Origin of the sequence: Aurantiacibacter gilvus, assembly GCF_038289935.1 — a bacterium.
GTDB lineage: Bacteria > Pseudomonadota > Alphaproteobacteria > Sphingomonadales > Sphingomonadaceae > Alteraurantiacibacter > Alteraurantiacibacter gilvus.
On record NZ_JBBYHV010000002.1, the window covers coordinates 960,444 to 980,546 of the forward strand.

Genomic DNA, 20,103 nt, shown 5'->3' on the forward strand with positions numbered 1-20,103 from the left:
AAAAATAAAAAATGATAAGGTCCGAACTTCTCCAGGCTCTCGCCGCAGACAATCCTGAACTGCGGGCAGAGGAAGTCGAACAGGTCGTCGATATCTTCTTTGACGAAATCACGCAGCGGCTGGCCGAGGGAGGCCGGGTGGAACTGCGCGGTTTCGGCACGTTCTCGACACGCCAGCGCGAAGCCCGCACGGGCCGCAATCCGCGCACCGGGGAATCGGTACCGGTACCGGCCAAGAGCGTGCCCTACTTCAAGCCGGGCAAGGAAATGCGCGAACGGCTCAACCCGAACTGAGGCCGTAAAGCCGGCTGGCTGCCTTGCCGGGTAGCCACGAAAAGGGGCGCGGACCGATCTGGTCCGCGCCCCTTTTTGTTGTCCTTTCCCAAGGAGGGGAGGCCCCCGCCGGAGCGGAGGCCTCCATATCCTTTAGAAGTCGCGTTGGACCGACAGTGCCCAGGTGCGCGGCAGGCCGGGGACACCGGTTACCACGCCGAGCGATCCGGTCACGTCGCTGACGCTCTGGAAATAGTAGCGGTCGAAGATGTTCTGTACCTCCAGCGCAACCGTCCATTCGTCACTGGGATCGGTGTAAGCCAACCGGGCATTGCCCAGGAAGCGGCTGTCGATCCGGCTCCAGAAGGTGTTGAAGCTGTCGGTGAAAGTCTCCGACTGATACGAACCATCGAAGCGGGCCATGATCGAGCCGCCATCGAATTCGTGATCGTACTGGATGCCGAAGCTGTAGGTCCATTCCGGCGTATACGGCGTGATTTCGTCGCCGGTCAGGCCCGATGCACCAGTGTCAGTATACTGGAAGTCGAGGTAGCTCACGCCACCGTCGAGCGAGAGACCCTCGACCGGATAGGCCGCGAACTCGAGCTCGAAGCCCTTCACTTCGGCAGAACCGACATTGTTCGGCTGCAGACACGGCGAACCAGGGCAGGCCGAGAGCTGCAGGATGATGTCGGTATAGTCATTCCAGAATGCGGCACCGTTCAGGCGCAGGCGACGATCGAAGAGGTCGGCCTTGAAGCCGATCTCGTAGGTAATGATCGTTTCCGGGTTGAAGGAGTTGATCTGGTTACACGGTGCGGTTGAGCCGGGAGGCAGGTCCGAACACTCGCCGGCCGAAGGACCGAAGAACGGACGCGGGTTCACGCCGCCGCCCTTGAACCCGGTGGTAACCGAGGCATAGGCGAGGAATTCGTCCGAGAACCGGTAATCTGCCGCGATGCGCCAGTCCCAGCGATTGCCGCGGAATTCACCCGGGACATCGAACAAACCGGTCAGCAGGCAGTTTGGCGTGTTGCCGAGGCCAACCGGACCGAACGTCGGTGCACCGAGGAAGAACTCGCAAGCCGGCACGCCCGGAATGAACAGGTTGTCGGCTTCGCGGAAAGGCACCGTACCGTCCGGATTGGACCGGAAGTATGTGTAGGTCTTTTCGTCTTCCGTGTAGCGGACGCCACCCGTGAAGCTCAGCATGTCCGTCGGACGCAAGGTCGCCGTGGCGAACAGGGCCTGCGTCGTGCTGGGCGTGGTATCGGGGCCGTGAATGAAGTCGATACCGGCGTAGTTCAGGTCGACTCGGGCGGTATATTCACCGTCCTGGTCAAGGTAGAAGCCGCCGACCGTACCTTCGATCAGGCCGTCTGCCAGTTCGAAGTTCAGGCGCAGTTCCTGGCTCCAGGCGCGGTGGTTCAGCTGGTTGTCCAACTGCGCGATCGGAATTGGCGATGCGTCCTGGTCCTGACCCCACTTCGACTCATATTCGCGCCACGAACTGATCCAGACCAGCTGGAGGTTGTCGTTGATGTCGAAGGTCATGTTGGAGTGGATGCCCCAGCCGGTGAAGTCCTGGTTCTGCAGAGCGGCATAGGGCTTGTACGGCGCCTGCTGCGTGGGTGTCCGCGCATCCAGGAAGTTGGAGTAAGCGATGTAGCGCGGATCGCCGAAGTCACCGGACAGCGTGTCACAGCTGTACGGGCCGGCCGGCACAAAGGCGCAACTCATCGGCACTTCGCTGCCGTCAACGCCGACGAGCCAAGGAATGGGCGCGGGAGCATCGGGCCCCCCAGGGCTGTGCGATACGCCGGTCGAAAACGGATCAAACGGGACTGCGCCACCGGTGGCGGCACCACCGGCGATCAGCACGGTCGGACCGGCTTCACCGCGCGTGGAGGTGAAGTCTGCCGAGACGTTCCATTCGAAGCGGTCGGTGGGCTCCCAGCGCAGGGCGATACGGCCTGCAGTGGTCGAAGAACCGCCCATCGTGGTGTTGTCGGGATTGCCGCGGCCACGTGCATTGTTGGACGGGACGTTCGAACCCGGGTGGGTCAGGCCGTAGTCCAGCTGCGTGACATAGCCATCGACGCTGCGGCCAAACCCTGAAACGCGGGCGGCGAGGTTATCGGTAATGGCGAAGTCTGCCATGCCGCGCAGTTCGATCCGGTCGAACGAACCGTAGGTTGCGCGAAGGTAACCGGTGCCGTCACCCTGCGGGCGGGCGCTGAACAGCTTGATCGAGCCACCGATGGAGTTCTTGCCGGCCAGCGTACCCTGCGGACCGCGCAGCACTTCGATGCGGTCAAGGTCCATCAGTTCAAGCAGCGAGCTCGACAGCGTCGGGATGAACACGTCATCGACGTAAACGCCAACGCCCGGATCAAGCGCGTAGTTGAAGTCCACCTGGCCGACGCCGCGGATAAACGCGATCAGGCCGGTACCGCCGTTCTGCGGCTGCGGCGTAAGCGAAACGTTCGGGGCCTGGTTGGCCACTTGTGAAATGTCGGTCTGACCACGCGCATCGAGCATATCCGCGTTGACGGCGGTAATGGCGATCGGCGTGTCCTGCAGGTTGGCTTCACGGAACTCGGCCGTCACCACGATAACGTTGGTGCGACCCTGGGTGGCTTCTTCTTCACCTTGGCCGTCCTGCGCCAGGGCCGGTGCACTAAGGCACGCGGCAATGGCGAGCGACGAGGTGACGCTCAGCTTCTTGAAATTCATCAGGCATCCTCCCTTAGCAACCGCCAGTCTGGAACCCGGCGAGCTGCATAAATGCTATGTCATCCGGCCCCCGTTCAGTCGGGTGGTCCGGATGGCGGCGAGGATAGGAAAAAAGACCACAGACCCAAAAGGGACTAACGGCCACTTTACTCCTCTCCACCTGTCACCTTACTGTCACGACTGTTACGATCAAGCAGCATACGCATTATTCTAATTCTCGGTGCGCGATTGTCGCAATCAAGCAACAGCACTTGAGGTCGACGGGGCCATGATTATTGCGGCATTGCGGCTCGACGGCCATGCCTTGTGCTTGCTATGGCAAGCGCCCAAGGGACTGGAGGAGAGGCCGTTCTTGACTGACACCGATACTATCGCTTGCGACGTGGAAGCCACGATCCGCTATGTCGTGCGCGGCGAGAAGGCGACCTTCTACGCCGGCGACCGCGACAAGAGCTATTGGCCGGGTGAAGACCACAAGGTCGTGGTCCACGACATGCGTCCGGAAGTGGGAGAGCTGTCGTTCGACCGCAACGGCTTCGTGTTGCTCGACGAACCTTCACCCGTCAGCGACTACGACGACCCGGAGCAACTCGAGGCCTACTGCCGTTATTGTGAAGGCGTCGTCCAGCGCCTGACCGGCGCCAGCAAGGTCATCAGCTTCGGCGCCATCCGCCGCACCAATGCCACGGGCACCCACGGTCACAACCAGCCGGCCAACGGCGCCCATGTCGATTATGGTGAGCGGACCACCGCCGACTACACGCGGCTGCTGTTGCCCGACGAGGCGGAAGAGCTGCTGACCAAGCGGCGGATGCTGTTCAACCTGTGGCGACCGATCGAGATGGTCGAAAGCGCCCCCTTCGCCTTGTGCGATGCCAACACGGTTTCGCGCGATGACCTGTTCCCCAGCGAAGTGGTCGGCGGGCTGGGTGGGCTCGATTTCTCGCTATGGGGCTTCAATCTCGCTTACCAGCCGGACCACCGGTGGATGTGGGTGCCGCACATGCAGCCGTGGGAGATGTTCGTTTTCAAGCTGTTCGATACCGATGACGATGCGGTGCAGTTCACGGCCCACACCGCTTTCGAGGACCCGAACACCCCGCCCGACGCCGCGCCGCGCCAGTCGATCGAGCTGCGGACCATCGCCTTCTTCGATTGAGCTTGTCGGCAGCCGTCCGGCTCGCCTACGCTAACGGTCGTTAGAGTCGGAAAGAACTCAACGAGGGGAGAGCAATTCAGTGGCAATTGTCGATTGGGCAAAGCAGGTGGAAGCGCGCGGCGGGACCTACGCGCTGCATGGACGCGTCGAGGAAGCATTCCTGCCGGTCGCCGAGGCTTTTGCCGAGAATTTCCGCGTCGAAGAGGAACTGGGAGCAGGTTGCTCCGCCGTGATCGACGGCCAGACCGTGGTCGACCTGTGGGGCGGCTGGGCGCGGGCGGACCGCTCGCAGGAATGGGACAAGCATTCCACCGTCTGCATGATGAGTGTCGCCAAGGGCGTGACCGGCATTGCCTTCAACATGCTGGCCGATCGCGGCCTGGTCGATTTCGACGAGCGCGTGGCGACCTACTGGCCCGAGTTCGCCCAGGCCGGGAAGGAAAACATCACCGTTCGCATGATCCTCGATCATACGGCGGCAATCCCGGTGCTGACGACTGATGTCATGTATCCGGGCGGCCTGCTCGACCAGGAAAACTACATCAAGGCGCTGGAAGTGCAGGAGCCCTTGTGGGAGCCGGGCACGGTTGCGGCCTATCACGTGCACAACCAGGGCTTCCTGCTTGGCGAGATCATGCGGCGGGTCACCGGGATGACGGTCGGCCCCTTCCTGCGCGAGAACGTCACCGGCCCGCTGGGCGCGGAATACTACATCGGCGGCATGACGGCGGAAGAACAGAGCCACGTCGCCGAAGTCCTTCCCAACACCAAGGCGCGGCTGTTCGCGGCCAAGGACCAGGAAGTGCCGCCCAAGCCGACCACGCCCGAAGGCTGGCAGGACGGCGCGGTGCTGCGCAGCTTTGCCTTCCTGCAGAACGCGCCCGAGCCGTGGCATACGACGATGAATTCGCCGAGCTGGCGCGAGGTGGAGATCGCCAGCGGCTCCGGCCACGGCAATGCCCGCGGCGTGGCGCGCATCTATGGCGCCGCGACCGGCGTGGTCGACGGGGTGGACCTGCTGTCCGACGACCAGCTCGAAAAGATGATCGAGGAACAGCACAACCAGATCGAGCTGCTGCAGGACCGGCCCTATCACCAGGCCAACTCGGTGCTGCTGAATACGCCCGAGGCAGTCTATATGGGCCCGAATATGCGCAGCTTCGGCCACCACGGGCTGGGCGGTTCCATCGGCTTCGGCGATCCCGATGCCAAGCTCGGCTTCTCCTACTGTTGCAACCAGATGCACGCCGTCGGCGACAACGGCCCGCGCGCGCGGCGCCTGATCGACGCCGTCTACTCCTGTTTTTGAAAGGAACCCCGATGGACAAGGAACTCTTCGACAAGGGCATGCAGATCCGCCGCGAGGTGCTGGGCGATGCCTATGTCGACAAGGCGACGGCCAACCCCAACCCGTTCAACGATCCGCTGCAGGAATTGGTCGCCACCTATTGCTGGGGCTGGACCTGGGGGCGCGAGGAAGAGCTCTCCCGCCGTGACCGCAGCCTGATCAACCTCGCCATGATCGCCGTCCTCGGCCGGAAGCACGAGCTGAAAGTGCACACGCGCGGCGCGCTCAACAACGGCTTGTCGCGCGAGGAAATCCGCGAGGTGCTGCTGCAGGTGGGGATCTACGGTGGCATCCCGGCGGCGGTCGATTCCTTCCGCATCGTCAACGAGGCCTTGGCCGAGATCGACGCCGAGGAGGCAGAATGATGGATGCCAATAATGCTTAACGACGGCCAGCGCCTCGCCATCGAGCTCGCCTGCGGCAAGTTGCCGCTGCTGTTCGCCAAATATGCCGACAACGGCGACGTGGAGGCCATGGGCCAGCTGTTCACGCCCGACTGCGAGTTCTCGCGCCCGTTCCAGCCCGAATACCCGTTCTACGGCCGCAACGCGGTGGAAGGCATTTTCCGCAATCGCCCGCCGATCCTTGTGCGCCACATTGTCACCAATGTCCTGGTCGAGGCGGTGACCGAGACGCGGGCGCGCGGCACCAGTTACCTGACCATGCTGTCCAGCCACGCGAGCACCGAGCCGCCGCAGGAAGCCGGTGCGCTCTATGTCGGCGGGTTCGAGGACGAATACGTGCTCGACCGGTCCGAGCCGGGCGGCGTCTGGCGCTTCGCCAAGCGTTCAGGAATGGTCGCGCTGCATCTGGGCGGGGCGATGCCGGATCTTCCGCCACCCAGCGACGAAGTGCGCGGACTGGCCTGATTACAAGGAAGACGGAGAGGATAATGGCAATCGAGGCAAAGAACGACAACGAACAGCTGGTGCTCGATTTCTTCGAGGTGCTTTCCAGCGGCGATCTCGAGAAGCTGCGCGCCTTCTATCACGAACATTCGGTATGGGAGCCGAAAGTGAAGGACATCGCCGGTGCCGGAAAGCACATCGGCATGGACATCATCGACAAGTTTCTCGCTCCCGTGCGCGGCATGTTCGAACCAGGCGACCCCAAGGTTCATGTGCAAAACATGTTCTCGGTCGGCCCGTGGGTCTGCGTTGAAAGCAATTCCACCGGCAAGACGATGGACGGCAAGGTCTACGACAACGACTACTGCTGGGTGTTCGAGGTATCGAACGGCAAGATCGATGCCATGCGCGAGTACATGGACAGTCATTACACCGCCAAGCTGTTCGGAATGGACTGATGGGCCGGTTCGACAAGCAACCTATCCTGATATCGGGTGCCGGTCGCGGGCTGGGTGAGGGCATCGCCCACCGGCTGGCGGCCGAAGGGGCCACGGTGGGGATTGTCGACATCAACGGCGAAAGCGCGCTGGAGGTGGCCGAGGCCATCCTGGCTAAAGGCGGCAAGGCTTTCAGCTACGGTGCCGACTGCGGCAGCCGCGCGGAATTCATGCAGGTGGCGGAAGACTTCGCCAGCCATGCCGGGCCGCTGCGGGCGGTGATCAACAATGCCTCGGTGCTGGTCTACGAACCCATCGAGGCGGTGACCGAGGAGACGCTCGACCGCATGCTGTCGGCGGGCCTCAAGAGCGTGTTCTGGGGCGTTCAGGCCTTCCTCGCCAACCGTGACGAGGACGCGCCCGGCAACGTGCTCAACTACTCCAGCCCCGTGGCCTATCGGGGCCGTCCCAACACGGGCGCCTACACCACGATCAAGGCGGGCATCGCCGGCCTGACCAAGGTGCTGGCGGGCGAGCTTGGCCCGCGCGGCATCCGCGTGAATGCCATGGCGCCCGGCTCGGTGCCGACACCGGCGACCGAGGGCTTCGTCACGCCCGAGCAGTACGAACAGCGCGCCAAGAACATCCCCCTGCGCCGCAACGGCACGGTGGAGGATGTCGCCAGCGCGGCGGCCTTCCTGCTTTCGGACGAAGCGCAATTCATCAACGGAGCGATGTTGGCCGTCGACGGCGGCATCATCGCGGCTGGATAGGAAAGGCGATGCACTTGCGGACAATCATCCTGGGCCTCGCGGCCGCCATGCTGGCCGGCTGCGTCACAACCACGGCACCTGCGAACGGCGGCGACCCCGCGCTCGAACGCATGCTGTCGGGCGAGTCGGTGACCCAGGGCGCGGAACTTGATGCGGCGCTGGACGATGCCTCGGAGCACCCGCTGGGCAGCTCGGAAAACCCGGTCCGTGCCTCCATGCCGGAAGGCCAGCGAGCCTATCTGGATCGCTTGCGCTGCGCCGACGGATCGACCCCGTCCTATCGCCGCGTCGGCAACTTCGGCGTGGGTGTCTACGGCAACATCGTCGACGGCTACGAGGTCACCTGTGCGGGCGAGGACCCCAAGATGGTGGTGATGGACATGTACCACCGCGGCCATGTCGAAAACCGGCCGGTCCCCGGCTTCACCATCGCGAAGTGAGGAAGAGATGACGGCAATCTGGCAGGAACGGCTCGACCAGCTCAAGCAGGTCATCGAGGCGGACATCGCGAAGGACGAATATTTCGGCGCCGTGCTGCGTATTGGGCGCGGCGGCGTAGTGGTCTTCGACGAGGCGATCGGCCACGCCTACGCGAATGGCGAACGACCGCTGAGGAAGGACGACGTCTTCTCGTTGTTCTCGGTGACCAAGGCCTTCACCAACGTGCTGGTGATGAAGGCCATCGAAGAGGGCCGCTTCCAGCTGACCACCAAGGTGAAGGACGTGCTGCCCGAATTCACCGGCCAGCCGCGCGAGCAGGCGACCTTCTACCACCTGCTTACCCATACTGCGGGTATGCCGGGCGTCTGGTCGCCCAAGCCGGGCATGTACCTCGACCGGCTGCAGGAGCTGTTCGAGGAGTCGATCGCCAACGTCCACGGCGCCACGCCGCCGGGCGAACGCTGCGACTATTCGCCGCTGGTGAACCACGTGCTGATGGGTACGGCTCTGGTGCGCACCGATCCCAAGGGGCGCAACTACCAGACCCTTCTTCACGAGGACCTGTTCGCGCCCTTGAAGATGGAGTCCACCTCCATGGGCCTGCGTGCCGACCTGAAAGAGCGGCATGTGCGGCCCGATATGCGCGGAACGGTGCCGATCAAGCACCTGTCGCGGAATATCGAGGGCGATCACGCGCTGTTCGAAGACCCCGAAGTGGAGGCTCCGCACGTCGGTTGCGCTTCCACCACCGGCGATCTCTGGCGCTTTGCCGAAATGCTCCGCCGCGAAGGCGAACTGGACGGCAAGCGCATCCTGAGCCCCCGCATGGTGCGGCTGGCGCGCAAGGTGCACACGGGCGACAAGCCCAACGAACTCTATCGCAGCGTGGCGCTGCGCGCGGGCTGGGAAGTGCCGCCCGCCAACCAGGGCATCGGCTTCCAGGTGCGCGGGACGGGCGTTTTCCAGCACCTGTTCGGTCAGCTCGCCAGCCCGGAGGCATTTGGCAACTACGGTGCCGGATCGACCATGTTCATGGTCGATCCCGAAGCGGACATGTCGCTCAGCTTCCTCAGCGCCGGGGTGATGACGCAGGCCGCCAATATCGAGCGCATGGGCAAGCTCAGCGACATGGCGCTGTCGGCCTGCCTCTAGGGAGAAGAGATGTCAGACGCAGATATCATCGTCATCGGATCGGGCCACAACGGGCTGGTCGCCGCAGCCTACCTCGCGGTGGCGGGCAAGAGCGTGCTCGTGCTCGAACGCAACCCCTGGCACGGCGGCGGCGTGGTCAGCCGCGAGCTGACGCGCCCCGGCTTCACCCACGACCAGCATTCGATGAGCCACATCTTCATCCAGGGCAATCCGCTGCTGGCGAACGACGACCTTGGCCTGAAATCCAAATACGGCCTGCGTTACGTCTTCCCCGATGTGCCGATGATGAGCGTATGGGAGGATGGCTCCACCCTGCCGCTGCACCGCGACCCGGCGAAAAGCGCCGAGGCCATCGCGAGGTTCAGCGAGAAGGATGCGCAGACCTTCCTCAAGATGAGCGATCAGGCCGCCCAGTGGCTGCCGATGATCCAGGCGGGGCTCTACTCGCCGCCCATGCCCTTGGGCGCGCAAACCGCGATGATGGACCAGAGCCCCGAGGGGCAGGAAATCATGCGCACCATGGGCGTCTCCACCTTCGACCTGATGGAGGAGCTGTTCGAGCACGAGAAGGTGCAGGCGCACTTCGGCCGCGTTGCGGGCGAGAACCTCGTCTCTCCCGACGAAAAGGCTACCGGCATCGGTGCCTATGTCTTCCTCGGCTTCCTCGAGAAGTACGGCTTCGGTGTGCCGGTGGGCGGCTCGGGCAGCCTCACCAATGCGCTTATCGCCTGCATCGAAGACCACGGCGGCGCGGTGCGCGCGAGCGCGCAGGTGCGTGAAGTCACGACCTCAGGAGGCCGCGCCACCGGCGTGGTGCTCGACTCCGGCGAGACCTTCACCGCAGGCGAAGGCGTGATCGGCGCGCTGCATCCGCATGTCCTGCCGGACATGGTGGCGGACCTGCCCGCCGAAGTGGGCCGCAAGGCCAAGCGTACCCATATCACGCCCGCCGCCTGCTTCACCGTCCACGCCGCGCTCGACGCACCATTGAAGTTCAAGGCCAGGCGCCACGATGGCGAAGAGCTGTCGGCGGTGATGTACGAGCTGATGCCCGCCAGCTACGAAGGTATGCGCCGCGCCTTCGACGAGTTGCGCTATGGCAAGATGAGCCCCACGCCGCTGGTCGGCGTCGGCCAGCTGCCGCAGCACGATCCCAGCCGCTGCCCCGAGGGCAAGAGCATCTTCCACGCCTGGGACTACGTTCCCTACGAACGGCCTGACGGGCGCAACTGGGACGAAGCGAAGGACGAGTTTGCCCAGGGCATGATCGCCCAGATGGCGAACTACATCGAGAACGTGCCCGAGGTGGTGCTCGACTACCACTGCGACAGCCCAGTCGACATGGAGCGCACCAGTCCCAGCTTCTTCCGCGGCGACCTGCACGGCATTGCCACCACCACCTACCAGTCCGGCTCGCACCGCCCGACGCCGGACCTCGGCCAGTACCGCGTGCCGGGGGTCGAGCGGCTCTACCTCGTCGGGCCGTTCCAGCATCCCGGCGGCGGCGTCTTCGGCGCGGGCCGCGCCACGGCCATGGTGATGGCGGATGACCTCGGCCTGGACTTCGACGAGATCAGGGTGGCCTCATGAAAATCCACGCAGCCGACAAGTCGGAGCTGATGCAGGTCAGCAAGATCGAGCGGAAGGGCAACGACCTGGTCCTGAAGGGCAAGGTCTACGGCACCATGCCGATGACCGCGACGCTGACGCCGGAGGAGGCGAAGAACTTCCTCAAGCTGCTGACGCCCAAGCTTGCATTCTTCCTGCTCACCATGCCGTTCCGCAAATCGAAGAAGGATTAGGGCCATGGCCAAACGTCATGAAGGCGATGCCATTATCGTCACCGGTGCATCGGGCGCGATCGGCTTCGCCACCTGCGAAGTGCTGGCGCGCGAGGGCGCGAAGCTGCTGATGGTCGATATCGATGCCGACCGCTTGCATACGCGGGTGCAGGAATTGAAGGACGCGGGTCATGAAGCCGTCGCTTTCCATGCTGACTGCGCCGAGGAGGCCGAAGTGCAGGCTTATGCCGAGGCGGCGCACAACCGCTTTGGCCGGATCGACGGGTTCTTCAACAATGCCGGGATCGAAGGCACGCTGGCGCCGACGCACGAATATCCTGTCGACGAGTTCGACCGGGTGATGCGGGTCAACCTGCGCGGCATGTTCCTCGGCCTGCGCTACGTGCTTCCCTACATGGTCGCAGCTGGCAAGGGCGCGGTGGTGAACACGGCCAGCATCGGCTCCGAACGCGGGCTGGCAGGCGCCTGCGCCTACAATGCCGCCAAGCACGGTGCGGTTGGCCTGACGCGTACGGCGGCGAGCGAAGTGGCGCAGATGGGCGTGCGGGTGAACTGCGTGATGCCTGGCGTGATCGAAACCCCGCTGCTCGTCGGCATGCTCGAACAGATGTTCGACAGTGTGGAGGCGGGCATGGAAAAACTCGGCCAGACCGCCACGCTCAACCGTGTCGGCCAGCCGCGCGAAGTGGGTGACGTGGTCAGCTTCCTGCTCAGCGAGGAGGCGAGCTACGTCAACGGTGCGAAATGGGAGATCGACGGCGGCGCGCTGGCCACGATCCGCAACGATATCTGATGGCGGAGTACGACTATTCCGCGCTCGATCCCGCATTCGGCAAGCTCGCCAAACCTGCCCAACGCGCCTTGCTCAACAACGCCATGCGGTCTCCGACAGACCTCGCGTCGCACAGCCGTGACGAAGTGTTGGCCCTGCACGGCATCGGGCCTACGGCCATGCCGACCCTGGAGCATGCGCTGGCGGCGCAGGGGCTGGCTTTCAGGGACGCCTAGAGTCGCGAAACGATGAAGTTGGCGGCCATAGCACCGCGGTTCGAGGTCACCGTGCAGGCGACGGTCGAGAGTGCCTCGTTGGCATAGGAAAGCTCGCAAACCCCGCGTGCGTCGTAGCTGCGACCACTTGCCAGTGTGACCGAGTCCACGGTCATCCTGTTGCCTTCGAAGGTTCCGTTGAAGCGCGTGCGCGACTGCCAGCTACGCAATCCGAATGCGATGTGATCGGCCGCGATCTCGACCTGGTTGCAGGTGACGAGTTCGCCCGGCGCCGCGCGCTCGCGCAGGGCTTCGGGATAGAGACAGGTGCCGTTGTAGGTCCCGACGGGGAGGGCATCGGCGGCGAACTGCGCGGCAAGCAGAAGGACAAGATGCAACATGCTCGCCGGTATGCGCCAAGGCGCGCGCGCGGGCAATCGCGGTAACCATGAACCGGCCGGCACCGTGCTGCTAGCCCCAGTCTGCAGGAACGGCGACGGGCTCCAGCCGTTCTTACTGCAAACACAGGAGAATGTTCATGATTGGCAAGATTATCGGCGGGATCGCCGGAGTTCAGGCTTCGAAGCACGTGAAGGGCATTGGCGGGACCGGCGGTGCCGTGCTTGGCGCCATTGCCGTACCCGTTATTTCGCGCATGCGCCTGCCCACGCTGATCGCGGTGGGTGCTGGCGGCTATGCGATGAAGAAGCTGCTTGATCGCAAGAAGGCCAAGGAAGCCGATATGCCGCCCGAGGCTGAAGCCGTCTCGGCCTAACGCTCCGGATCGAGCCCAGCGGCTTCCTCCACCACCTTGGCGATGGCTGTGAAGTCGGCCTGCGGGCCTTCGCGTTCGAGCGTGCGTTCGAGGTAATTCGCGACGATCTGCCCTAGCGGGAGAGGCACTTCTGCCGCTTCCGCTTCGGCGAGCAGCAGTCTGGTGTCCTTCAGGCTGAGTGCCGCGGCAAATCCGAAATCGAAGGTGCGCGGCAGGACGGACCTGGGCCACTTGTCGCGCGTCGCCGAATTGATTCCGGTCGACTGGTTGAGCACGTCGATCATCTTGGCCGGGTCCAGCCCCTGCTTGATGCCGAAGGCCATGCCTTCCGCCGTCACGCCGATCGCGACCGCGCCGAGCAGGTTGTTGACCAGCTTCATCGTCTGCCCCGCGCCGGGGGTCTCGCCCATGTGCGTGGGCTTGCCCATGGCTTCGAGCATGGGGCGTACCTGGTCGAAGGCCTCCTGAGGACCTCCAACCATGATCGAAATCGTGCCCTTTTCGGCACCCGCGATGCCGCCCGACACGGGCGCGTCGAGGCACATCATCTTGCCCGCCAGTGCCTGTGCCAGTTCCGCGGCAAGCTGCGGGCCGCTGGTCGAAAGGTCGCAGATGATCTTCGGATGACCCGAAGACGAGTAGCGTGACGTCACGCCGTCGGCACCGAGCACGGCCTCGCGCACGATTGGGGGGGTGGGCAGGCTGGTGAAGACCACGTCGCACTGTTCGCCCAGGGCTCCCGCGCTGCCGGCAGCCTCGGCACCCTTGGCGACCAGCGCCGCCACGGCGTCTTCCGACAGGTCGTGCACCAGCAACCGGCCGGTGTGCGCCAGCAGGTTTGCGGCCATGGGCGCGCCCATGCGGCCGAGGCCCAGGAAACCGACAATCATGGCAAACCGACAATCATTCAAAGCATCTCCGCGATGGGTGGGTGCGGCGGCAGGTCGACGCGCGCGATGTCATTCTCGCAAGGGAAGCAGGCGAGCACCAGCGGGTCGTGCCCCGGGATCAGGTGATCGAGCGAACCGCCCGCCAGCTCCAGCGCGCGGGCCTGGGCGCGGGCGTAGTCTTCCTCGTCGACGAAGATCGGGAAGGGCAGGTGCCGGGTGATATTGGCGTAGAGGTGGGCGGCATCGCTCGCCAGCACGACATCGCCGCGCGCGGTTTCGCAGACCACCACCTGCAGCCCCGCTGTATGGCCGTGCGCCAGTCGCAGCGAGATGCCCGGCGCGAATTCGCTGTCGCCGTCATGGAAAACCACGTGATCGTGATAGAGCCGTTTCACCAGCTCCGCGACCGGCTCGCCGTCGAAGGGTGCGCGGGTGTGGGCGTCACAAACGTGGCGGCTGGTGGCGAAGGCCATTTCGGCGTCCTGCACATGGAAGCGCGCATTGGGAAAGTCCTCGATCCCGCCCGCGTGATCGTAGTGGAGGTGGGTGAGGATCACGTCGGTCACGCCCAGCCGGTCGATCCCCGCATCGCGCAGGCTCTTGCGGATCGGCCGGGTGATCTCGCGCCCGCGTGCAGCTGCGGCTGCCGCGCCGAAGCCGGTGTCGACTATGACCGGTGGATGGCCGTCGCGGTGGATCGCCCAGACATAGTAATCCAGCGGCATGGGCAGGTCGTGGTCGTCGACCAGCGCATTGAAATTTGCCGCCGCCGTCCGCTCGTGCCGCGCGTAGCGGATGGCATCGATGCGGGTGACGGCCGCCATGTCAGCGGTCTGCGACGCCGAGGCCGCGGAACCAGGTTTCGCCGTCGCTGGCACTGACGAAGTGGCCCGCTGTCGGATGGGCAAAGTGCGCGCCGATCACCAGCGTGCCGCTGTCGCGATACTTGTCGACGAAGGCCTGCCGCGTGGCTGCACCAGCTTGCTTGTTCATGTCGAAAGTCGCGTGGCGGCCGGGCATGGCGCACTGCATCGGGTGGTGCATCAGGTCGCCGGTGACCACGGCTTTCTCGCCCTGGCTCTCGATCACCACGTGGATGTGTCCCGGCGTGTGGCCGTGGCTCGGCTCGACGCGAATGCCGGGGGCAATCTGGTGATCCGTGTCGATGAAGTCGGCCATGCCCAAGGCGACAATCGGATCGACGCCTTCGACAAGGTGGGTGTCCGAATGGTGGCCATCGTTGCGGATGTCATTCTGCCAGGCTTCGTATTCGGTCTTGCCGAACAGGTAGCGGGCATTGGGGAAGGTCGGCTTGAACTCGCCGGTCTCGGGGCATTTGTAGGTGTTCCAGCCGACATGGTCGAAATGCAGGTGGGTGCAGAATACCGTGTCTACATTCTCGCGCTTCACGCCGAGGCTGGCCAGGTCTTCGAGGAAACCTTCGGGCAGGTTGCAGAACACGTCGAAGTCGCGCTCCCGCCCCGCACCGATGCAGGTATCGACCACGATATTGCGGTCCGGTGTCTGCACCACGAAGCCCTGGAAGTTCATCCGCATCTGGCCTTCGGGCGTGGCGTAATGCGGCTGCAGCCAGCCGAGCGCGAGCACCTCCTCCGCCGTGGCATCGGCCATGGCCATGTGGATGTCGTCGCGGAAGTCGAAGAGCTCGACGATGCGGCTGATCGTGACGTCGCCGACTTTCCAGCTGGCGATATGTTCTGTGGCCAAGGGCCCTCTCCCTACTTGTAGCGCGCGACCGATTCAGGCGGTAGCTGCGCGGGTTCCATCTGCGGTTTGCCGAGGATGAAGTCGGCGCAGCGTTCGCCGATCATCACGCTGGGCGCATTGGTGTTGCCGCCGATGACGCTGGGCATGACCGAGGCATCGGCGACGCGCAGGCCTGCGATGCCCTTCACCCGCAGTTGCGGATCGACCACGGTCGCCGCATCCGCCAGATCGCCCATGCGGCAGGTGCCGACGGGGTGGTGCACGGTATAGCCGGTCTCGCGGATATAGGCGTCCCATTCGGCGTCGCTCTGGCAGTCGGGGCCAGGCGCGACTTCGGTGCCGTTATACCTGGCGAAGGGCTTTGCGGCGAAGGCCTGCCGGGCAATCTTGAGCGCGCGGATCAGCGGCTGGATGTCCTGCGACTCCTTCAGCAGGTTGGGATCGATCAGCGGCGCGGCGGTGGGATCGGCAGAAGCGAGGCGCAGGGTGCCGCGGCTCTTGGGATAGAGGCCGACGGGGCTGATCGCGTATCCGTGGCCGAGCGGGAAGGGCACCTTGGGATTGGTCAGCCGCTTGGCGGGCTGGAACACGAATTGCACGTCGGGCCGCGACAGCGACGGATCGGTGCGCAGGAAGGCAACGCTTTCGAACACGTTGCCTGCCAGTGGCCCCTTGCGGGTGAGCAGGTACTGGATGCCGTGGAGAATATCGCGCGGCAGCACCTTCCAACTGATGCCATAACTGGTGGGGTCGCTGGTCTCCATGTGGATCGGGCTGGCGACATGGTCATGGTAGTTGCCGCCGACGCCGGAGAGCTCGTGCACCACCTCGATGCCGTGCTCGCGCAGGTGTTCGGCCGGGCCCACACCGCTAAGCATCAGGATCTGCGGCGTCTGGACCGTGCCTGCGCTCAGCACGACTTCGCGGCGCGCCTTGATCACGCGCCCGTCAGTCAGTTCGACGCCGGTTGCACGAGAGTTCTCGGTCACGATCCGCGCTACCTGCGCGCCGGTTTGCAGGTGGATATTGCCGCGTTCGAGCGCGGGCTTCAGCATCTGCTGCCAGGTGCTTTGCCGCTGGCCATCGCCGATAAGGCCCTGCCGGCGGCCATAGCCTTCGGAATCGGGGCCGTTGAAGTCTGCGCAGGCGGGGAATTGCAGTTCGCCCAGGGAATCCATGAAGGCATAGTTCAGCGGATTGGGGTTCTCGACCAGCTTGACGTTGATCGGTCCCTCCGTGCCGTGAAAGGTGCTGGCGGGGAAATCCTCGTTGCGCTCGGTGCGGGTGAAATAGGGCAGCACCTCGCGGTAGGACCAGCCCTTGCAGCCCATGTCGGACCAGTCGTCGTAGTCGGTGGGATGGCCGCGGAAGTAGACCATGCCGTTGATCGCGCCGGAGCCTCCCAGCACGCGTCCGCGCGGTACGCCGATCTGGCGCCCGGCCATGCCTTCCTGCGGGACAGTGGCGAAACCCCAGTTACTGGCCTTCAGCCCGATTGCCGCGGCGACGAAGCTGGGCACGTGGAAGAAGGGATGGCTGTCATGCCCGCCCGCTTCCAGCACGCAGGTCGTCGACCCCGTGTCTTCACCCAGCCTTGCGGCAACTGCGGCGCCGGCGGAACCTGCGCCGATGACGACGAAATCGAATTCGTTTGCGCTCATGCGCTGTGCCTCTCCCTAACGAACGTTAGAGTGCGTAAGCGGCGGCACAAAGGCAAGTGGCAATCCGCAGGCGAGCGGGCTAGGCAAGGCCGAGTGCGGGCGTGGCGGAATGGTAGACGCCGGGGACTTAAAATCCCCTGTCCTTTGTGACGTGCCGGTTCGAGTCCGGCCGCCCGTACCATTGTCTTGTCCTGCCGCTTGGCTGCTTGAGGACCGATCTGTGGCCCCATCGTCCGGCAGCTTCAGCCCAAGGCCTGGAGATCGCTCCGGTCCGACCACATGGCTTTTGCCTAACCGCAATTAGCAATTTTATAACCCTGCGAGGATATCCCGTACTTAAGCCGGGTCGCGAATGGTCGCTCCCGAAACAGCCGGAGTCTGGATGGGCATAGCCAACCCCAGCGATGAAGGGATGCTCGCGCCGGCGACGGCTGAGCAGCGCGTTGCACCGCGCTTCACCCTGCTCATTCGTGCCGCGAAACTGATCACGCCAGCCGGCGAGTTCCTCTGTGTCATCCGCGATGCGTCGGAAAGCGGCATCAGCGTGCGTATTTTCCATGCCTTGCCGAAAGACAAGGATATGACGATCGAGCTGCAGAACGGCGATCGCTATTGGGTGGAACGGGTGTGGGAAGAGCAGGATCGGGCCGGTTTCCGCTTTATCCAGGACGTCGATATCAAGCGCATCGTCGAAAGCCCCAGCCGCTTTGCCAAGCGCTCCATCCGCCTCAATCTGGAAGCGCCGGCAGAGATCAGCTGCCTTGCGGGCACGGCGCGAGTGACGATCCACAACATCTCGCAACAGGGCGCCAGTATCTCCAGCCCCATGCGCCTGTCACTGGACCAGCGGGTGAAGATTTCCGCCCGGGGCCTGCGCGAAACCGGTGCGATAGTGCGCTGGCGCAATGGCGGCGATTTCGGCCTCGCTTTCGAGGATACCTACCAGTTCGGCGAGCTGGCCCGCATCGTGCGCCTGCTGCAGCGTAAGTAATCCGCCTTTCCGCCCTGCGCGCGGCCCCGCATTAACCATGCCATAACCATTTTCCTTCACTCCCGGACAAGAGACCAAATCCGGGGGCATCGATGCACGAAAACGAGACTGGCAAGACGGGCAGCAACAAGGAAATTGTTGTCGACGTGGCCATAATCGGCGCGGGACCGGCGGGGCTGACAGCCGGCTACCTGCTGACCAAGGCCGGCAAGTCTGTCGCCATCATCGAGAAAGACGCCACCTATGTCGGCGGCATCAGCCGCACCGTCGAGCACGAAGGTTATCGCTTCGACATCGGTGGCCATCGCTTCTTCTCGAAAAGCCAGCAGGTCGTTGACCTGTGGAACGAGATCCTGCCCGACGATTTCATCCAGCGCCCGCGGATGAGCCGCATCTATTACGAGGGCAAGTTCTATTCCTACCCGCTGCGCGCCTTCGAGGCGCTGCGCAACCTCGGCCTGTGGCGTTCGGCCATGTGCATGCTGAGCTATGGCAAGGCGAAGGTCTTCCCCAACAAGAATGTCCGCAGCTTCGAGGATTGGACCAGCAACCAGTTTGGCAAGAAGCTCTATTCGATCTTCTTCAAGACCTATACCGAGAAGGTGTGGGGCATGCCCTGCGACGAGATGAGCGCCGACTGGGCAGCCCAGCGCATCAAGGGCCTTTCGCTCTGGGGTGCGGTGGTCGACGGGCTCAAGCGTTCGTTCGGTCTCAACAAGCTCAACGACGGCAGCGGCAAGCAGGCCAAGACCCTGCTCGAAACCTTTCGCTATCCGCGCCTTGGCCCCGGCATGATGTGGGAAGCCGCGCGCGACAAGATCATTGCCACCGGCAAGGGCCAGGTCATCATGGGCCATGCGCTCGAGCAGCTGGCCAGTGATGGCAAAGGCGGCTGGCGCATGACGGCGACCGCCGAAGACGGCAGCAGGCAAGTGATCCGCGCCAAGGACGCGATCAGCTCCGCCCCGATGCGCCAGCTGGCTGCGCGCATGCACCCGCTGCCCGAGACCACGCTGGAAGCATCGAACCTAAAGTACCGCGACTTCCTCACCGTGGCGCTGATGATCAAGTCGGAAGACCTCTTCCCCGACAACTGGATCTACATCCATGATTCCAAGGTGCAGGTCGGTCGCGTGCAGAACTTCCGCTCGTGGTCGCCCGAAATGGTGCCTGACGAGGACGTGGCCTGCGTTGGCCTCGAATACTTCTGTTTCGAAGGTGACGGCCTGTGGTCGATGGCTGACGACGACCTCGTCGAGCTGGCCAAGAAGGAAATGGATATCCTGGGTCTCGTCTCGCCGGGCAAGGTGATCGGCGGTGCCGTGGTGCGGCAGGAAAAGGCCTACCCCGTCTATGACGAGGACTATGCCGCCAACGTCGATGCCATGCGCGCCGAGCTGGAGGACAAGTATCCCACGCTGCACCTGGTCGGACGCAACGGCATGCACCGCTACAACAACCAGGACCACGCCATGATGACCGCCATGCTGACGGTGGAGAACATCGTGGCCGGCGAGCGTGTCTACGACACCTGGTGCGTCAACGAGGACGCCGAATATCACGAGGCCGGTAACGAAGGCGCGGAAAAGACGCTGCCCGAAGGCCGCAAGCCGGTGTCGGAAGACCAGGCAGCGGCGCTGAATTCGGTGCGCGACGTGCCTGATCGGGTTGCGGCGGACAAGAAGAAGGCTGCCTGAGGGTGACCGCCATGTTCCAGCGTATCGCTGACGTCCGGTTGGTCCGCTACCTGCTCGCCAGCGTTGGCGCGCTGGCGGTGGACGTAGGCAGCTTCCTTGCCCTGCTGTCGCTGGGCATGTGGCCCGCAGGAGCATCTGCCATCGGCTATTGCCTCGGCATCGCGGCGCACTGGCTGATGTCGAGCCGCGCGGTCTTCATCGGCAATGTCGCCGAACGCGGCGTGGCGCGCACCAAGCAGAAGGCGCTGTTCGTGATTTCGGCGCTGGTGGGCCTTGGCCTGACCACGGCGATTGTCTGGGCGGGCGATACCTCCGGCTTCGACCCGCGCCTCGCCAAGCTGGTGGCCATCGCCGTCAGCTTTATCGCGACATGGCTCCTACGCAGCCGCGTGGTTTTCCGTTAGAG

The 20,103-nt window shown here is 64.1% G+C and carries 23 protein-coding genes and 1 tRNA gene; 18 read left to right on the top strand and 6 right to left on the bottom strand.

Annotated elements, in window-relative coordinates:
• Positions 1–11: 11 nt before the first annotated feature.
• Complete coding sequence (locus AAEO60_RS14715; RefSeq protein WP_341674467.1) at positions 12–293, top strand: integration host factor subunit beta; 282 nt, start codon at positions 12–14, stop codon at positions 291–293.
• Positions 294–425: 132 nt separating this feature from the next.
• Here AAEO60_RS14715 and AAEO60_RS14720 read toward each other — a convergent pair whose 3' ends face one another.
• Positions 426–3,008 (bottom strand): TonB-dependent receptor, encoded by a 2,583-nt coding sequence (locus tag AAEO60_RS14720; protein ID WP_341674468.1) that lies wholly within the window; start codon positions 3,006–3,008, stop codon positions 426–428.
• A 352-nt stretch (positions 3,009–3,360) separates the two neighbouring features.
• On the opposite strand from AAEO60_RS14720, the gene AAEO60_RS14725 reads away from it, so the two are divergent.
• From AAEO60_RS14725 to AAEO60_RS14780, 12 genes are all read left to right on the top strand, one after another.
• Entirely contained in the window at positions 3,361–4,167 is an 807-nt protein-coding gene (locus AAEO60_RS14725) for a CmcJ/NvfI family oxidoreductase (RefSeq protein WP_341674469.1), read from the top strand.
• 79 nt (positions 4,168–4,246) lie between these two features.
• A complete protein-coding gene (locus AAEO60_RS14730) occupies positions 4,247–5,476 on the top strand; it encodes a serine hydrolase domain-containing protein (protein WP_341674470.1) in 1,230 nt (409 codons plus the stop codon).
• Positions 5,477–5,487: 11 nt separating this feature from the next.
• Complete coding sequence (locus tag AAEO60_RS14735) at positions 5,488–5,880, top strand: carboxymuconolactone decarboxylase family protein (protein ID WP_341674471.1); 393 nt, start codon at positions 5,488–5,490, stop codon at positions 5,878–5,880.
• A gap of 3 nt (positions 5,881–5,883) precedes the next feature.
• Positions 5,884–6,384, top strand: a complete 501-nt coding sequence (locus AAEO60_RS14740) for a nuclear transport factor 2 family protein (protein ID WP_341674472.1) — start codon at positions 5,884–5,886, stop codon at positions 6,382–6,384.
• Positions 6,385–6,407: 23 nt separating this feature from the next.
• Positions 6,408–6,821, top strand: coding sequence for a nuclear transport factor 2 family protein (locus AAEO60_RS14745; RefSeq protein WP_341674473.1), 414 nt, complete (start codon positions 6,408–6,410; stop codon positions 6,819–6,821).
• The gene (locus AAEO60_RS14750) at positions 6,821–7,573 is read left to right on the top strand and encodes an SDR family NAD(P)-dependent oxidoreductase (protein ID WP_341674474.1); all 753 of its coding nucleotides are present in this window, start codon (positions 6,821–6,823) and stop codon (positions 7,571–7,573) included. The genes AAEO60_RS14745 and AAEO60_RS14750 overlap by 1 nt, the downstream gene beginning before the upstream one ends.
• 14 nt (positions 7,574–7,587) lie before the next feature.
• Positions 7,588–8,013: a hypothetical protein gene (locus tag AAEO60_RS14755; RefSeq protein ID WP_341674475.1), complete on the top strand. Its 426-nt coding sequence runs from the start codon at positions 7,588–7,590 to the stop codon at positions 8,011–8,013.
• A gap of 7 nt (positions 8,014–8,020) precedes the next feature.
• A complete protein-coding gene (locus AAEO60_RS14760; protein ID WP_341674476.1) occupies positions 8,021–9,166 on the top strand; it encodes a serine hydrolase domain-containing protein in 1,146 nt (381 codons plus the stop codon).
• 9 nt (positions 9,167–9,175) lie between these two features.
• Positions 9,176–10,756: a phytoene desaturase family protein gene (locus AAEO60_RS14765; protein WP_341674477.1), complete on the top strand. Its 1,581-nt coding sequence runs from the start codon at positions 9,176–9,178 to the stop codon at positions 10,754–10,756.
• Positions 10,753–10,968, top strand: coding sequence for a hypothetical protein (locus AAEO60_RS14770; protein WP_341674478.1), 216 nt, complete (start codon positions 10,753–10,755; stop codon positions 10,966–10,968). Before AAEO60_RS14765 ends, AAEO60_RS14770 begins: the two co-directional genes overlap by 4 nt.
• Before the next feature lie 4 nt (positions 10,969–10,972).
• Positions 10,973–11,761, top strand: a complete 789-nt coding sequence (locus AAEO60_RS14775; RefSeq protein ID WP_341674479.1) for an SDR family NAD(P)-dependent oxidoreductase — start codon at positions 10,973–10,975, stop codon at positions 11,759–11,761.
• Entirely contained in the window at positions 11,761–11,976 is a 216-nt protein-coding gene (locus tag AAEO60_RS14780) for a helix-hairpin-helix domain-containing protein (RefSeq protein WP_341674480.1), read from the top strand. The genes AAEO60_RS14775 and AAEO60_RS14780 overlap by 1 nt, the downstream gene beginning before the upstream one ends.
• Here AAEO60_RS14780 and AAEO60_RS14785 read toward each other — a convergent pair.
• A complete protein-coding gene (locus AAEO60_RS14785; RefSeq protein WP_341674481.1) occupies positions 11,973–12,356 on the bottom strand; it encodes a hypothetical protein in 384 nt (127 codons plus the stop codon). The genes AAEO60_RS14780 and AAEO60_RS14785 overlap by 4 nt on opposite strands.
• A 137-nt stretch (positions 12,357–12,493) precedes the next feature.
• On the opposite strand from AAEO60_RS14785, the gene AAEO60_RS14790 reads away from it, so the two are divergent.
• Positions 12,494–12,730 (top strand): hypothetical protein, encoded by a 237-nt coding sequence (locus AAEO60_RS14790; protein WP_341674482.1) that lies wholly within the window; start codon positions 12,494–12,496, stop codon positions 12,728–12,730.
• Here the strand turns inward: AAEO60_RS14790 and AAEO60_RS14795 are convergent.
• From AAEO60_RS14795 to AAEO60_RS14810, 4 genes are read right to left on the bottom strand one after another with little or no spacing between them, the layout of a single operon-like run.
• Positions 12,727–13,620 (bottom strand): NAD(P)-dependent oxidoreductase, encoded by an 894-nt coding sequence (locus tag AAEO60_RS14795; RefSeq protein WP_341674483.1) that lies wholly within the window; start codon positions 13,618–13,620, stop codon positions 12,727–12,729. The genes AAEO60_RS14790 and AAEO60_RS14795 overlap by 4 nt on opposite strands.
• A 17-nt stretch (positions 13,621–13,637) precedes the next feature.
• Positions 13,638–14,444 carry an N-acyl homoserine lactonase family protein gene (locus AAEO60_RS14800; RefSeq protein WP_341674484.1) on the bottom strand — a complete coding sequence of 269 codons (807 nt, stop codon included), beginning with the start codon at positions 14,442–14,444 and terminating at the stop codon, positions 13,638–13,640.
• Position 14,445: 1 nt separating this feature from the next.
• Positions 14,446–15,348, bottom strand: coding sequence for an MBL fold metallo-hydrolase (locus tag AAEO60_RS14805; protein ID WP_341674485.1), 903 nt, complete (start codon positions 15,346–15,348; stop codon positions 14,446–14,448).
• Positions 15,349–15,359: 11 nt separating this feature from the next.
• The gene (locus AAEO60_RS14810; protein ID WP_341674486.1) at positions 15,360–17,009 is read right to left on the bottom strand and encodes a GMC family oxidoreductase; all 1,650 of its coding nucleotides are present in this window, start codon (positions 17,007–17,009) and stop codon (positions 15,360–15,362) included.
• Positions 17,010–17,104: 95 nt separating this feature from the next.
• Between AAEO60_RS14810 and AAEO60_RS14815 the strand changes: the two genes are divergently transcribed.
• From AAEO60_RS14815 to AAEO60_RS14830, 4 genes are all read left to right on the top strand, one after another.
• Positions 17,105–17,190: transfer RNA gene (locus AAEO60_RS14815), tRNA-Leu, on the top strand.
• Between the two features lie 171 nt (positions 17,191–17,361).
• A complete protein-coding gene (locus AAEO60_RS14820; protein WP_341674487.1) occupies positions 17,362–18,000 on the top strand; it encodes a PilZ domain-containing protein in 639 nt (212 codons plus the stop codon).
• A 92-nt stretch (positions 18,001–18,092) separates the two neighbouring features.
• Positions 18,093–19,697, top strand: coding sequence for an NAD(P)/FAD-dependent oxidoreductase (locus AAEO60_RS14825; protein WP_341674488.1), 1,605 nt, complete (start codon positions 18,093–18,095; stop codon positions 19,695–19,697).
• Positions 19,698–19,708: 11 nt separating this feature from the next.
• Positions 19,709–20,101: a GtrA family protein gene (locus AAEO60_RS14830; protein ID WP_341674489.1), complete on the top strand. Its 393-nt coding sequence runs from the start codon at positions 19,709–19,711 to the stop codon at positions 20,099–20,101.
• Positions 20,102–20,103: the final 2 nt, after the last annotated feature.